General features: G+C 63.1%; 14 protein-coding genes. 7 read left to right on the top strand and 7 right to left on the bottom strand.

Going from position 1 to position 14,035, the window contains the following annotated elements:
• Positions 1-31: 31 nt before the first annotated feature.
• The 3 genes from F3089_RS07890 to F3089_RS07880 form a co-directional block, all read right to left on the bottom strand.
• Positions 32-754: a 3'-5' exonuclease gene (locus F3089_RS07890; protein ID WP_151440291.1), complete on the bottom strand. Its 723-nt coding sequence runs from the start codon at positions 752-754 to the stop codon at positions 32-34.
• Positions 755-762: 8 nt separating this feature from the next.
• Entirely contained in the window at positions 763-2,655 is a 1,893-nt protein-coding gene (locus F3089_RS07885; RefSeq protein WP_151440289.1) for a DUF294 nucleotidyltransferase-like domain-containing protein, read from the bottom strand.
• A gap of 74 nt (positions 2,656-2,729) precedes the next feature.
• On the bottom strand, positions 2,730-3,389 hold the full coding sequence (locus F3089_RS07880) for a hypothetical protein (protein WP_151440287.1): 660 nt from the start codon (positions 3,387-3,389) through the stop codon (positions 2,730-2,732).
• A gap of 146 nt (positions 3,390-3,535) precedes the next feature.
• On the opposite strand from F3089_RS07880, the gene F3089_RS07875 reads away from it, so the two are divergent.
• From F3089_RS07875 to F3089_RS15850, 5 genes are all read left to right on the top strand, one after another.
• Positions 3,536-4,087, top strand: coding sequence for a hypothetical protein (locus F3089_RS07875; protein ID WP_095616023.1), 552 nt, complete (start codon positions 3,536-3,538; stop codon positions 4,085-4,087).
• A gap of 225 nt (positions 4,088-4,312) precedes the next feature.
• Complete coding sequence (locus tag F3089_RS07870) at positions 4,313-4,981, top strand: MotA/TolQ/ExbB proton channel family protein (RefSeq protein ID WP_192497303.1); 669 nt, start codon at positions 4,313-4,315, stop codon at positions 4,979-4,981.
• Positions 4,968-5,372 carry an ExbD/TolR family protein gene (locus F3089_RS07865; protein ID WP_151440283.1) on the top strand — a complete coding sequence of 135 codons (405 nt, stop codon included), beginning with the start codon at positions 4,968-4,970 and terminating at the stop codon, positions 5,370-5,372. Before F3089_RS07870 ends, F3089_RS07865 begins: the two co-directional genes overlap by 14 nt.
• On the top strand, positions 5,369-5,785 hold the full coding sequence (locus tag F3089_RS07860; RefSeq protein WP_151440281.1) for a biopolymer transporter ExbD: 417 nt from the start codon (positions 5,369-5,371) through the stop codon (positions 5,783-5,785). The genes F3089_RS07865 and F3089_RS07860 overlap by 4 nt, the downstream gene beginning before the upstream one ends.
• Complete coding sequence (locus F3089_RS15850) at positions 5,782-6,540, top strand: energy transducer TonB (protein WP_192497302.1); 759 nt, start codon at positions 5,782-5,784, stop codon at positions 6,538-6,540. Before F3089_RS07860 ends, F3089_RS15850 begins: the two co-directional genes overlap by 4 nt.
• A 37-nt stretch (positions 6,541-6,577) precedes the next feature.
• Here F3089_RS15850 and F3089_RS07845 read toward each other — a convergent pair whose 3' ends face one another.
• The 3 genes from F3089_RS07845 to F3089_RS07835 all read right to left on the bottom strand — a co-directional run bounded on the left by F3089_RS07845 (position 6,578) and on the right by F3089_RS07835 (position 9,694).
• Positions 6,578-7,639 (bottom strand): hypothetical protein, encoded by a 1,062-nt coding sequence (locus F3089_RS07845; RefSeq protein WP_151440277.1) that lies wholly within the window; start codon positions 7,637-7,639, stop codon positions 6,578-6,580.
• A gap of 84 nt (positions 7,640-7,723) precedes the next feature.
• Complete coding sequence (locus F3089_RS07840; RefSeq protein ID WP_151440275.1) at positions 7,724-8,818, bottom strand: hypothetical protein; 1,095 nt, start codon at positions 8,816-8,818, stop codon at positions 7,724-7,726.
• 150 nt (positions 8,819-8,968) lie between these two features.
• On the bottom strand, positions 8,969-9,694 hold the full coding sequence (locus F3089_RS07835) for an SIR2 family NAD-dependent protein deacylase (protein ID WP_202405546.1): 726 nt from the start codon (positions 9,692-9,694) through the stop codon (positions 8,969-8,971).
• Between the two features lie 153 nt (positions 9,695-9,847).
• On the opposite strand from F3089_RS07835, the gene F3089_RS07830 reads away from it, so the two are divergent.
• Positions 9,848-11,434 carry a methyl-accepting chemotaxis protein gene (locus F3089_RS07830; RefSeq protein WP_151440273.1) on the top strand — a complete coding sequence of 529 codons (1,587 nt, stop codon included), beginning with the start codon at positions 9,848-9,850 and terminating at the stop codon, positions 11,432-11,434.
• Between the two features lie 70 nt (positions 11,435-11,504).
• The gene (locus tag F3089_RS07825; RefSeq protein ID WP_151440271.1) at positions 11,505-12,044 is read left to right on the top strand and encodes a DUF4136 domain-containing protein; all 540 of its coding nucleotides are present in this window, start codon (positions 11,505-11,507) and stop codon (positions 12,042-12,044) included.
• On the opposite strand, the gene F3089_RS07820 is transcribed toward F3089_RS07825, so the two are convergent.
• Positions 12,004-14,013 (bottom strand): putative bifunctional diguanylate cyclase/phosphodiesterase, encoded by a 2,010-nt coding sequence (locus F3089_RS07820; RefSeq protein ID WP_151440269.1) that lies wholly within the window; start codon positions 14,011-14,013, stop codon positions 12,004-12,006. The genes F3089_RS07825 and F3089_RS07820 overlap by 41 nt on opposite strands.
• Positions 14,014-14,035 lie beyond the last annotated feature (22 nt).

The raw sequence follows: 14,035 nt of genomic DNA, 5'->3' as shown, positions 1-14,035 counted from the left end.
GGCCGCTCTTTTTTTGTCTTTGGAAAAGCCGTTAAACCCAAAGATCCCCGACCGGTGTCTCCGGTGAGAATCGGTGAGCAACCTGGGCCTGGAAGAGTTCGGCGGTGGCCAGGGCGTCCGTAAGGGCGTGATGGCCGCGGTAGAAGGGCAGGTTGTAGCGCGCCCGGCTCTCGTGCAGCCGGATCGACAGCGGCTGCGCGCCGAGCCACTTGCGCATGCGCGCCCGCAGCGACTGCCGGCACCAGCGCGACTCCAGCACCATGGTATCGAGCATGGGGCACATCAGGCCCTCGCCCAGGCGCACGCGCACGGATTCATCCAGGAAGCGGCGTTCGATGGGATGGTAATGCACTACCGGCAGATAGCCCGCCATCCGGTTGAGGAGCTCTGGCAGTATGTCCGCAAGATCGGGCGCATCGGCCACCTCGGAGTGGGTGATGTGATGCACCACCACGGACTCTTCCCGCAGCATCCGGCGGGGCCGCACAATGCGGTACCAGCTCTGCGCGGTATGGATCCGTTCCAGCGTGAAAGGCAGAATGCCAACGCTGACAATGCCATGCCGCGTCACGTCCATGCCCGTGGTTTCCAGGTCCATGGCCATCATCGGCACACGCTTGATGGGCGTTTCCGGGTCCAGGGATCCCTGCTCAAAAAACGCCTTAAGATCCGCGTTCCCACACTTGCGGGCACGATCCGCCATGTATTCCGGCCAGCCGGGAGTGGCACCCTTCAGGAAATGTGGAGACAGCATAGGGAGCCTCAGGGCCTGGGGTAACGGAACTGGAGGAAGCTCTGGGCATTGCTCAGCACCTGGAACGCATCCTTGAGATTATGACGTTCGCTGTTGGAGACATCCTCGGGTTCGATGTTGTTGTCCGGCTCGCGCCCGGCCTCCACGTCGTAGAGGTGGTGCCAGATGCGCGCCATGGACATGAATTCCAGCGCATAACGGAGCTTTTCAACCGCATTGGGCGTCAGAAGCTGGGTCTTGGCAATGTCATCCAGCCGCTCAAAGGAATTCTGGGCCCGTGAGCCACAAGCGAGGGCATGGATCCGGATCAGGTCGACAGTGGGCGCCGTCCCCCGCCGCTTGATGTTGATGGACTTATTCTCGTGACCGTTCTTTTCCATCACAAAGGTGCGGAAGAATCCCAGCGGGGGCGTGCGATTGAGCGCGTTGCGCGCCATGGCCGCCAGGAAGCGATCCGCCAGTGGCGCTTTGTTGGCGATCAGCCCCTGGAGGGTCTCAACGAACTCCTCCTCACCGTGCACACAGTCCAGATCGAAGAAGATATTACAGTGCAGCAGCGCCTCCGGCGTGGGATTATCGATCCACTCCGTAAAATAGCGCCGCCAGACGCCCAGAGGCTGCCGCCATTCAGGATTGGTCGCCATAATATCGCCCTTGCAGTAGGCATAGCCACAGGCCGCCAGGCCATCCGAGGCCCGTTTTGCAAGGGTAGCGAAATAGTCGCCGTGCTTTTCCGGATCATAGTCGTCACTCAGAACCATGGCGTTGTCCTGATCCGTGACCACCGTCTGTTCGTCCCGGGCCATGGAGCCGAGCACCATGAAGGCATAGGGCACCGGGGGCGGGCCCAGTTCCTCCTCGGCCAGCTCCAGGATGCGCCGGGCGAAGCTGCGCCCGATGGCCGCCAGCGCGGTACCGATCACCTTGGAATCGGAGCCATCACGTACCATGCGGGTAAAGGCGACGGAGACCTCATGACGGAGCCCAGCCAGACCACGGAGGGTGGTCTGGTTGAGAATGCTGCCGACCAGATAGAGGCTGCTCTGGGTTTCATACCGGATGATGTCGGAAAGATGCAGAAGCCCGATGGGCCGCCGGCGATGCAGCACCGGCAGATGCTGGACGTTGTTACGCAGGATGCTGAGCATCGCCTCCTGCACGGTTTCATCCGACTGGATCGAGATCAGTGTACCGCTGTGCAGCTGACTCACGGGGGTTTCTCCTGAAAGCCCCTCGGCCACCAGCCGCACCCGCAGGTCAGCATCGGTGAGGATGCCCCTGAGGGCCCACTGACGCCCATCAGCCCCCGTGTAGATCACCGAGTCCGCATCCACAGCGGGCTCCACCACCAGTGCCGCAGAGACATTCTCCCCGGTCATACGGGCAGCCGCATCCTGCGCCGTGGTATCCGTCTCGAGCAGCAGGGGCAGGCGGTTCACCAGCTTGCGCACCCGCGTGCTCATCAGGTCGTTACTCTTGTGCTGGGCCTCAACCGTGGACTGCAGGCGAGGTTTTTCCACTTCCACGAACTCGGCAAAGGCGTCGTCCGTTTCGCAGAGCTGATAGAAAACCGAATCCGGTATGAAATAGATGAGGGTGTCTTCCATGGCCCGCGCCGGGAAGCGCACCCTGTTATTCCGCAGAAGGTTGAAGTGCCCGAAGATATCGCCTTCGCCCAGGCGGTTGTAGAGGTCGTTGTTGCGACGATAGATCTCCACCGCGCCGCTTCGGATGTAACACAGGTCGTGGAGTTCGCGGTCGGCCTCCAGGATCATGGAGCCCGCCTTGAAATAGGCCACATCAACAGACCCGGCAACGTCATCAATAAGGTTATCATCCAGGCCGTCGAACGGCGGGAAGCGGGCCATGTGGTCGCGGATCTCAAGCAGCTCGGTATTCATGACGGCCTCATCGGAACGGTGACAGCCTCAGCATGGTGCAGGCCCGGGGTCGGCGCAATCCGCATCGGCCGCAATCAGGCTTCGAGCATGGCGTCCGCCGGTTCCTGTTCATCCCGGGCCAGAGGCTGGTTGCGCGCTTCCGACTCAGGGGCGAGCGGCTGAACCATACGGGCATCCCCGGGCGTCACCCGAAGCCGTAGCCGCTGTTCACGCACCTGGCCCGCTACAGCACCTTGCACCACCAGCGTCCAATAGTGATGACAGCGCCATTCGGTCTCGCTGAGGTCCGGCCTTGGCTCCGTGCCGGTCAGTGACCCCGGCGGCTCGAAGCGGAAAGTCAGGCAATTTGACTCGGTGAAGGCCGGCCGGGTCTCCCACCAGACCCAGTCACGACGGTGGGAGACCGTCTGGTGGCCGGCTTTCTCGCAGAGTCGGGTGCAGACCAGGGTGACCTCGGGGTCCGCCGGGAAGGCAGTGCCGTCCTCAGGGTAGAGCCGGCCGCCCACGTCGCCCCCGAGCGACCCCGGGGCGGGATCCGTTTCCAGCCGGAAAGACAGCGGCTCCGGCGCACGGGGGCGGGCAAGCCAGGCCCGCCAGCCACAGAACGCGGCGGCCGCAAGGGTCACAATCGCCGGCACAGGGTTGTATGCCAGTGCCGCAACCCCCATAACTGTGATAAGCAGGGCCATGACCAGCCAGGCGCGGTAAAGGCGCTGCTCGGGAGTGTGCGACAAATCCTCTTCTCCTGGGGCGGGTAACACGCTGTCACTATGCCATACCGATGGTTCCCGCTGAACGGGGGTCGAGATTCCCTGCCAAAGCGTCTATTCTAGGGTCAGGTCCCAGTGAACGACCTGACCCGACTCCAAGGGAGGTGCCCGTGACCGATCTCATGCACGACGCCATCACCATTGCCCATGCCGGTATTCTCGGGGAATACGACGTACCACCGACAGCCGTTGTGCTCGGCGATGGTAACAACGTCCAGCTCGTACTCGGCGGACTGCCGGAGGATGCGGAAAACGAGGAATGGCAGAACGCCCTTCGAACGGTACGTGAGGAAATGGACGCTCCGGCGGTCATGCTCTATTTCTCCGCCTGGACCACCATCCAGCGCGACGGCGAGGACGAATCCCTGGATACGCTGATCGTCCAGATCGGTACTCCCGGCTGCCTGTACTTCCGTGCCTATGAACAGATCCGCGAGCCGCGTATGGGGGTCGTCACCGGTCTGAGGGAGCTGACCCATCTGCGCGATGAGGCGGACCCCGGCAAGGACACCCCCATGCAGCCAAGCCTGGGCGATGTTTTCGCGCCGGCCACGGAGTCCTTCCGTGAATCCAGCACCTATCTGGACATCATCGATACGGTAACGGAAAAACTCGACGAGAAGGCGCCATTTGCCGGCGACAGCCGCACCCACCTCCACTGACGCACCCGCGAAGGCTGCTACCCGCACCCGGCGCCCTTCAGGGCCCCGGGTGCCTGCATCCTGCTCCAGGTCCCTTCACTTTTTGAATGATAATGTTTATCATTCGATCATCGCTTCGCGGATTACCCCTTAGAGGGGCTGGCAACGCTTATGAGTCTTTCCACACCCACTACCGGGGAACTGCTTGCCCCGATAACCGAACTCCTCGCAATGGGTGGCCCTGTGATGGGCGTACTCCTGGCCATTTCCGTGCTCGGGCTGGGCACGGCGCTCTACACGCTGGTGATAAGCCTGTTGCAGGCGCCCCGGCTCAACCGCCGCATCCGGGATGGCGTCGACCAATGGTGTGACGGCGAGGACGATGCCGCCCGTCGCAGTCTCAGCGGCCAGCGCAACCCGCTCGCCGGGCTTCTGGCATTCGTCATGCACCGCCGCAGCCAGGGCGAGACGGAAAGCAGCCTGCGCGATGAAGTCGCCCGCCGCGCCCAGCGCCTCCTTCTGCCCTTTGAATCGCCCCTGAAGATCCTGGAAGTGATCGCCGCGCTGGCACCTCTGATCGGCCTGCTCGGCACCGTGATGGGCATGATGACGGCCTTTGACGCCATGGCGAACGCTCAGGGCCAGGCGGACCCCGCCGAACTCAGCGGCGGTATCTACGAGGCCCTGTCCACGACCGCAACGGGCCTGGCCATCGCCATTCCCTTCGCTGCCATTGCCGCCTGGATGGAGTTCCGGATGCGGCGCATGCAGCAACACATCAACGACCTGCTGGTCCGGATCTTCCGGCGCGAAGTGCCGGGCAACCAGCCCCGCGAGGCGGTTACCGCCACCGGGGCCCAGCAGCACAGCGACGACCACAGGCAGGAAAACACCCAGCGCCATGCAATGGCTTGAGCCCCGACCCAGCCGGCGTGTGCCCATCCGGCTCACGCCGCTGATCGATGTGGTCTTCATTCTGCTGCTGTTCTTCATGCTCACCTCCCGCATGGAGCCGGTCGGCCTGCTGCAGCTGGATACACCGGCCCCGGATTCCGGCGGCGAGGCATCGGACGACACACCCGCCCGACTCCACCTGACAGAGGAAGGACTCAAGTGGAATGGCGAGACGCTGGATGAACCGGCGCTGACGGAGCGAATCCAGAACTTCGGGGGCGAACGCATCGAGATCAGCACCGATGATGACGTGGCCCTGGGCCGTTTCACCCACTGGCTGGGCGTGGCCGATGACGCCGGTGTCAGCGCCAGCTGGGAGCGTGACGCAGGCAAAACCCCGGACGCCCCATGAAACAGCAACAACCGTTTTTCCCCGAATCCGACAATGACCCCTCGCTGACCGAGAAGCTTGAGGAAGGGTTGCTGCCGCTGATCAACGTGGTTTTCCTGCTGCTTCTGTTCTTCCTGATCGTGGGGATCGTCCTCCAGGACCAGCTTCCCGCGCTTCCGGATACCGCCAACGGCCGCGATGAACGCCGCCCGGACATGGATCTGGTGGTGGAAGCGGACGGCAACCTGCGCTTCGAGGGCTCGCCCATTGAGCGGAGCGCACTGGGCGAAAAACTGCCCGATTACGACGAATCCGACCGGCTGCGGCTGGGCGTGGACGAGCAGCTTTCCATGGCGGAGCTTGAAAGCCTGTTCCAGACCCTGGACGAGGCCGGTCACCCCCAGGTCATCCTGCTGACGGACCCGGGCCAATGACACCGGAACGCACCCGCTCGCTCATTGCCATTGTCTCCATCAGCCTTGCGGTGATCCTGCACCTGGCGGTGCTGTTCCGCTGGCCCGTGGACAGGCCCGAAATGCCAGGCCCGGACACCGGCAAGCGCGGAATCGTGGTCAACACCCAGGCACCGCCGCCCTCGCAGAAGGAAAGCACCTCGTCCGAATCCGAAACAACCGAGGAATCGGAACCCAGGGAACCAGAACCAGAACCAGAACCAGAACCAGAACCTGAGCCTGAGCCTGAGCCTGAGCCTGAGCCTGAGCCTGAGCCTGAGCCTGAGCCTGAGCCTGAGCCTGAGCCTGAGCCTGAGCCTGAAAAGAGTGTTGAGCCGGTCGAGCCGCCCGACAACCCCGTGGAGCAGGAATCCAGCTCAAAGAATGGCCGCACGCCGGAAGCCAGCAATGAGACCCAGAATGTCACCATCGGCGGTGGCGACCAGGCCGAGGAGGACGCCTACCTGGCGGAACTCCAGCGCCACCTGGCACAGCACTATGAATACCCCCGGCGCGCCCGGCGCCTGGGTCAGGAGGGCACCGTCAGCCTGACCATCGGGTTCAACCGTGATGGCTCACTCAACCGCACGGAACTGGTGGACAAAAGCGGGTACGGCATCCTGGATGAAGCCGCGGTGGAGATGCTGCAACGGGCGGAACCCCTGCCACGGGTTCCCGATAAGATCGAGGGCGACACCTTCCGGCTGCAGCTCCCGATCCGTTTCCAGATGCGGTGAACCAGGAGCGGCCGAAGCCGCTCCCGGCAGGGCTCACTCAGTTGAGCGTCTGGTACACCAGGCCGGAGACACTGGACTGTTCGGAGTCGGTGACCACCTGGTAGGTGTCACCGCTGCCCCAGAACTTCCACCAGGGGCGTTCCTCGTAGGTCTCGGTCTGGAAGTTGACGGACACCCCGGACACACTGAACCCATTGTTGGCGTAGGTCAGCGTATTGCCGGACTCGGTGTTGATCACCTGGCTGTGATCCACCTTCTCTCCCATCAGTACCGGATAGTGGTTGTAGTAGAGCCCGGAGGGCGCACTGACGCTGGTGCGCTTGCCGTCCAGTGCCACATTGCTCACGCAGCTTTTGTAGCTGCCCACCTGGGTACCGCCGCAGGTGGAATGCAGCGCCACAACACCATCGTCGATGCCCGGCAGGAAGGGCCCGGTCAGCCCCCCGTAATTGCTGCCTCCGCCCACGAATCGCAGCCGCGGCACGCTGTTGGGTGAGGTCGCAATATTGCGTGCCACTGCGGGCTGCAGGTCCCTCAGGACACCAAGGTTTTCCGGGGTTGGCGTGGTGCCCAGGTAGGCGGTCACGGCCAGCTTGGCCAACTCATCCCCGAAACTGTCCGCATAGGCCGCATTCACTGCCAGGTCCGCCAGTTCGGAGCCACCCCCGGCGCCGGCAAAGTCCAGCGCCGCGATCACGTTGAGCGGCTCAAGACCCGCATTGCTCAACCAGCGCGCCTGGTTGTCCAGCACATAGCGCCCTACCAGATCCCCGGTGGAATGGGTCACGACAATGCAGCCCTCACTGCACAGCCCCTGCTGGGAAATCTCCACCAGCTGGTTGAACGCACGTTCAGCCGTACGACCCTCAACGCGCTCGTGACTGCCCCAGTCAATCCGCGCCTCCGCACGTGATGCCCAGAACGCCTGCCAGTAGGCATCGCCATTCTGCTCAATCTCCTGCTGGCTCGTCGGGTTCTCCGCAATGTCATCACCCTGGAGCCCATGGATCAGGATCACGTTCTTGCCGGCAAGCTGGGCCTGCGCGCCGCCGGCAAACGCCAGCGCCATGCCCAGTGCCGTAATCTTCAGGCCTTTCATGATGTTTCTCCTTTCCGGATCTTTCGTCTTGTTGTTGTACTGCATAACCCTTTTGTTGTTGTGCCTTCCCTGTACCCGGCGAGCCTATGGCTCGATTTCCTCAGCGGCATTGCGCAGGAACTCGAGTCGGGCCTCGCGCATGGGATCCTGGTAGTCCTCCTGGCTGTAACGCTCAAACGGAGCGCCCTCAACGTCGTGACGCTCTTCCCCGGTGGGGCCGAAACGTGTGCGGTCCCCCGGCCTCGCCGGCAGCTGGCGCAGACTCAGATCGCCCAGCTGGTAGGGGCCTTCATCGCCTTTCGCTTCCAGAGCCTGGCGGTGAATGCGAAGCTCCGCCGTGTCCTCCAGGGAAGAGAGCCGGGTTTCGTGCTCCACGTGCACCAGGGGCTTGCCGGATTCTGTATAGAGGTTGCCCGCGATGGCGTAATCGCCACTGGTTTCAACGGCCACTTCAACCGGGATCACCAGGTGGGCGCCTTCCACCCGGCTTGCGCCCACGCCAATAATATCCCCCACGGGCGCGTGGTAGCGCAGCGGCGCCACCGCATCCACCGGCTCACCCCGGAAGTCACCGGAGACCATCAGCATCAGCTCCATGGGCCACTCTTCCACGCTCGAGGTGCCTGGGGACACGCTCAGGCGTTGAGCCCCGGAACCGGCTTCCAGGGACTCGCGGTGGAGAATATCGCCCGCCTCATTCCGCAGAGTGACCTCATCCAGGGAAATCCCGGAGGCGCCGTTACCGCCAACACTCACCTGTCCGGTAATGGGCTCGCCATGTTCGAAATGGAGCCGATCCAGGCTCAGGCTGATGGTGGCGCGCTCACCGTCGTCGGTGGCAACCGGCACGCGAACCGGGCTGTAGCCGTTGTAGCGGTAGTCCGAAACGGCCTGTTCATCGATGGGGAAGGAATAGGGAGGGTATCGGGAACCCGCTTCGTACTGGTCGGCAATGCGGGCAAACTCGCCTTCCAGACGCCGGGCGACGGGCGAACCGGATTCCGGTTCGGCTGAACCGCCCGGCTCCGGCACGGACGAAGGGCTGGGCTCCGGAGGTTGCGTGACCGCGACCGGCTCCGGAGCGGATTCCGGCATGGCCGTGGTAACGGCGTACAGCCCCGCAATCACGGCCAACAGAACCGCCAGTGCCACACCACTGGCCACAAGCCATCGCCCCATACCGTTCTCTCTGTCTGTTGTTGTTATTAACGGGCCTTAATTCCAGACCCTAAAACGGTATGGCCAGCGTGGCTAACAGACTTTTGCATTATGGGACAGGGATCACGTTCCGGCCATCAGCCACAGGGGCACTGGGGAAGAGAAGTTCCGTCAGATACTGAAGGCGGCCCGGAACCCGCTGACCCATTCGGGTACACCCTCGGTGGCGGGTTTACGGATCACCCTGGCGCCGGGCAGATGCAGACGGGCATCCGGGTCCACCACGCTGACCGGCACCCCGGGCTCCACGAACTGGACCAGCGAGGCGGCCGGGTAAACGTTCAGTGATGACCCCACCACCAGCAGGTGATCGGCGCGACTGACCAGTTGCGCTGCTGTTTCCATGGCCGGCACCGCCTCGCCGAACCAGACCACGTTCGGGCGCATGGGATGGCCCCGACTGCAGGTGAGATCCGGGCTCAGATCCTGCTCCCCCAGTTCGAGCACCTCCTCCGGATCCACGGCACTGCGGGCCTCCATGATGCTGCCATGGAGATGCAGCACATGGGAGGAGCCGGCGCGCTCATGGAGGTTGTCCACGTTCTGGGTCACCACACTGACCCGGCAGCGGTTCTCAAGATTCACCAGCGCCTCGTGGGCCGCGTTGGGGCGGGCCGCCAGGACCTGATGGCGACGCTGGTTGTAGAAATCCCGCACCAGTTCCGGATTGCGCGCCCAGGCCTCGGGAGTGGCCACATCCTCAAGATCCACCTGTTCCCAGAGCCCGCCCGCGTCCCGGAAGGTGGACAGGCCGCTCTCGGCGCTGATGCCCGCGCCGGTCAGAACCACAACGTGCTCGCTCAGCCGGAAGGATGAGTCAGTGCCTCTGCGCCACATGGGACCTCCTGTTGCATTACACCCCGTTGGACCAGCACCAATGATGCCTGAGCCAGCGCCCTGGTAAAGCCCTGTCACGGGTAATTCGCATGAGCAAATTCCGGTTCCCGTGCTATCTTGAGCAGTATCAATTTTCCCTCAGAGGTATCAGGCATGCGGCAGAATCTTCCAGTTACCGACAGAGAAGTACCGGTACAGGAAGACCGGCCCCTGATTTCCGCGACCAATGACCGGGGCGTGATCGAGTACGTCAATGAGGCCTTCATTGAGGTCAGCGGCTTCCCGGAAGATGAACTGCTCGGCCAGCCCCACAACCTCATCCGGCATCCGGACATGCCGCCAATGGTCTTCGAGCACATGTGGGGCCACCTCAAGGCGGGCAAGCCCTGGATGGGGCTGGTCAAGAACCGCTGCAAGAACGGCGACTTCTACTGGGTCAGTGCCTATGTGACCCCCATCCGCCGTGATGGCCGGATCGTCGGATACGAATCGGTGCGTGCCAAACCGGAACGCGAGTGGGTGGAGCGGGCAAGCCGGGTCTATGCCCGGCTCAATGCGGGCAAACGGGCTGCACCGCTCACACTGGAGCTCAGGGCGGTCTGCATGCAGAACCTGCCGCTGGTCCTTGTGGCAGGCGCTTCACTGGTACCGCTGGGGCTTGGGCTCGGAGCCGGGGTTGTTGCCGGTGCCACCCTGGCAGGACTTGCCGCTGGTGCGGCCTGGAATCGTCAGCGCCTGCAGGAGCGCCTGAAGCAGACCCTGGCACTGCGACCTGACGCCTTTGCCGATCCGCTCGTAGCCACCACCTATTCGCCCCGGGGCAGCGGCCTGCGCGAGCTGGATATGCTGATGATCAGCGAAAAGGCCAGGCTGATCACCGTCCTCGAGCGGATGGAAAACTTTGCCAGCCAGTTGTCCGCCAAGGCGGCCCAGGGGCATCAGCTGATGCAGACCAGCCGCGACCAGATCCGCAACCAGCGTGGTGAGACGGACCAGACCGCCTCGGCCATCAACGAGATGACCGCCTCCATCAGTGAGGTCTCCCAGAGTGTCGGCCAGGCGGCGCAGCAGGCGGATGAGGCCAACACCGCCACCGGCGAGATCACGCGCATCGCGGGCGAGAACTCCCGCGTTATCGGAGAGCTGACCGGCAGTGTCGATAACGTCGCCCAGACCGTGAACCAGCTGGGCGAGGCCACGGATGAGATCGGCTCCGCCGCCCAGCTGATCACCGACATCGCGGACCAGACCAACCTGCTGGCGCTGAACGCGGCCATTGAAGCCGCCCGTGCGGGCGAGGCCGGACGCGGCTTTGCCGTGGTCGCGGATGAAGTGCGCAACCTGGCCAGCCGCACCCGCGAATCCACGGACCGCATCCACCAGATCATCGACAACTTCAAGCAACAGGTCCAGGCCTCCCTGGAAGCCACGGAGAACAGCCGCAGCATGGCCCAGCAGGGGCTTGATGCGGTTCAGGATACCGAGACCAAAGTCCAGGAGGTGGCGGGTTACATCGACACCATCGCTTCCCAGACCATGCAGATGGCCTCCGCGGTTGAAGAGCAGAGCCAGGTGGCGGACCAGATCAATCAACAGATCACACGCATCGCCGAGCTGGCGGACCAGACCACCGGGCAGGCGGACCAGACCGCGGAGGTCAGCTCCGACGTGGAAGGGCTGGCCGAGGATCTGCACGTACTGGTGGACCGCTTCCGATCGGGTCAGGACAGGAGCAGGTAGGCCCCCGGCATCGGTTCCCACAGGCGCGGGAAGCGCCCATAATGGAATCGTCTGATGGGAGGCTCAACCGATGACAACTGTATTCAGAGTGGTCACACTGGCGGTACTGCTGGCGATGGTCACAGGCTGCGCCCGTTATGCCGTTACGGATTACGACAGCAACGCCGGTTTCGACCGCTACAGCAGCTACCGCTTTGCCGAGCGTGATGAGAACGCCATTCAGGGCCTGGACGCCGCGCGCATCGAACGGGCCCTGGAACAGGCACTGACCGGAGAAGGCTTCACCCGGGCGGATGTGGAGCCGGACGTGCTCGTGCGTTACCGGATTGAGGACGAGGTAAGGACTGAATCACGGGGGCCCAGCCTGGGCCTTGGCTTTGGATTCGGGCGCAGCCCCTTCACCTTTGGCGTGGCCCACAGCCCGGTTCAGACCCGCGAAATACGCGAAGGCCAGCTGGTGGTGGAGATGGTGGATCCCACCATTGATCAGGTGGTCTGGGAAGGAAGGGGCCGGCGTTACCTGAGTGAAAACCAGGATCGGGAAGAGCGTACCAAGCTGATTGACCAGGTTATTGAGGCCATGTTCGAACAGTATCCGCCTCAGCCCTGATCGCCCCCAGCCGCTCCATCAGGTCCTCGACGCCACCCAGGGCCATGGGGCGGGCCAGCAGGAACCCCTGGATCCAGTCACAGCTGGCGTTCTCCAGGATCGCCCGCTGTGCCTCCGTCTCCACACCCTCAGCGATCACCCCAATGCCAAGGGTATGGGACAGCTGGATGATGCCCTCCAGAAGGTGACGATCCCGCTCGTTACCCGCAATCGGGTCCACAAAACTCTTATCGATCTTGAGAATATCCGGAGCGAATTCACGCAGGTAGTTCAGGCTGGAGTAACGCACGCCGAAATCATCGATGGCGATCTTCGCGCCGATGCTGCGCAACCCCGCGAACAGCCGGCGGGAATAGGCCGGCTCCTCCATCAGCGAACTCTCCGTCAGCTCAAGCTCCAGCATGCCTTCCGGTACATTCCAGGCCTCCATCAGCCGCCGCGTTTCCGTCAGCAGGTGTTCATCCTGCAGCTGCCGCGCCGACACATTGACCGCCAGCACGAAATGATCCGGCAGCCCGCGCCCGCGCCAGTCGTGGATGCAACGGCAGGCCTGTTCGATCACCCGCACCCCCACATCCACGATCAGGCCGGTCTCCTCGAGAAGGGGAATGAACTCCCCTGGTGAGATCATGCCGTGCTCGGGATGCTGCCAGCGCAGAAGGCACTCGGCACCGTCCATGCGGGTACCCTGGACATTGAACTGGGGCTGATAGTGCAGCTCAAACTCCTGGTTCTCCACTGCCCTGTGGATGTCCGCCTCGAGCCGAAGGCGTTCGGTGGTGGCAGGATTGTCACTCTCGTCGAAGTAGGACCAGTTGTTGCGACCCTGGCGCTTGGCACTGTACATGGCCACATCCGCACTGCGGGTGAGACTTTCCGCATCGCCGCCATCCCGCGGGAACAGCGCCACGCCAACACTGAGGGTCAGGAAGGAATCCTCCCCCTGGAGCCGGTAGGGCCGCGAGAGATCATTGATGATCGCGCGCACGATGGTTTCGCGCTGTTCGGTATCCTGACGACGGGAAAGCAGGACCGCGAACTCATCCCCACCCAGCCGGGCCAGAAAACCCCGCCCCTCGACGACGCTCTGGAGCCGCCGGGCCACCTGGCGCAGCAGTTCGTCACCCGCGCTGTGACCCAGTGAGTCATTGATGTACTTGAAGCGGTCCAGATCCAGAAACAGCAGGGAAAACGTCAGGTTGTTGCAGGTGGCGTCCTGACACTGCTGCTCCAGCCGTTCATGGAAAAGATAACGGTTGGGCAGTCCGGTGAGACGGTCGTAGTAAGCGGCTTCGTAAAGGGCTTCCTGCTGATGGTGCTGCTCCGTGATGTTCTCAGCTACCCCGACCATCCGGACCAGTTCACCCTGTTCGTCACAGATCGGGTAGGCACGGTCCTCAAGCCACAGCCAGGTGCCATCCGCATGCTGGACACGGTACTGCTGTGTGATGCTCTGGCAGCTGCGGATGATGTGTTCCAGCGTGCTGGTAACCCGCTCGCTGTCCTGGGGATGGACGCTTCGAAGCCACAGGTGTCGATCCTCAAGCAGGTGTTGCGCGGGCAATCCCCAGATGGATTCGACCGCCGGAGACACATAGCTCAGGCGCTGATGCACAGGATCCCAGATCCAGAATACCTCCGGGATATGTTCTGCCATCTCCTGGAACCGCGCCTCGCGCTCCACCGCCTCACGGCTTATACCAGCAATGGCCGCGTACAGACTCCGCATGGCCAGGTAAAGGAGCACCCCTGTCAGGGCAATGTAGAGCACCCCTTTCCAGGTCTGCAGGTTTCTGGCTGTTTCAGGATCCTTTACCAGGGTGGCCAGCCAAAGGTCACTGAACAGGATCCAGCTGGTTCCAAACAGGACATACAGGACCACGATCAACAGCGGCCCCCGCTGCAGAAGCAGGGGCCAGTGGTAACGGATGTCATTACTCCGGTTAAGGGGTCCGGACCGCTTTGCCATCAACGCTCTCCAGCGTCATTGC

This window comes from Halospina sp. K52047b, assembly GCF_008709855.1.
Taxonomy (GTDB): domain Bacteria; phylum Pseudomonadota; class Gammaproteobacteria; order Pseudomonadales; family Oleiphilaceae; genus Halospina; species Halospina utahensis_B.
The sequence above is the reverse complement of the archived record's forward strand: the minus strand, read 5'-3'. Positions and strand labels throughout refer to the sequence as shown.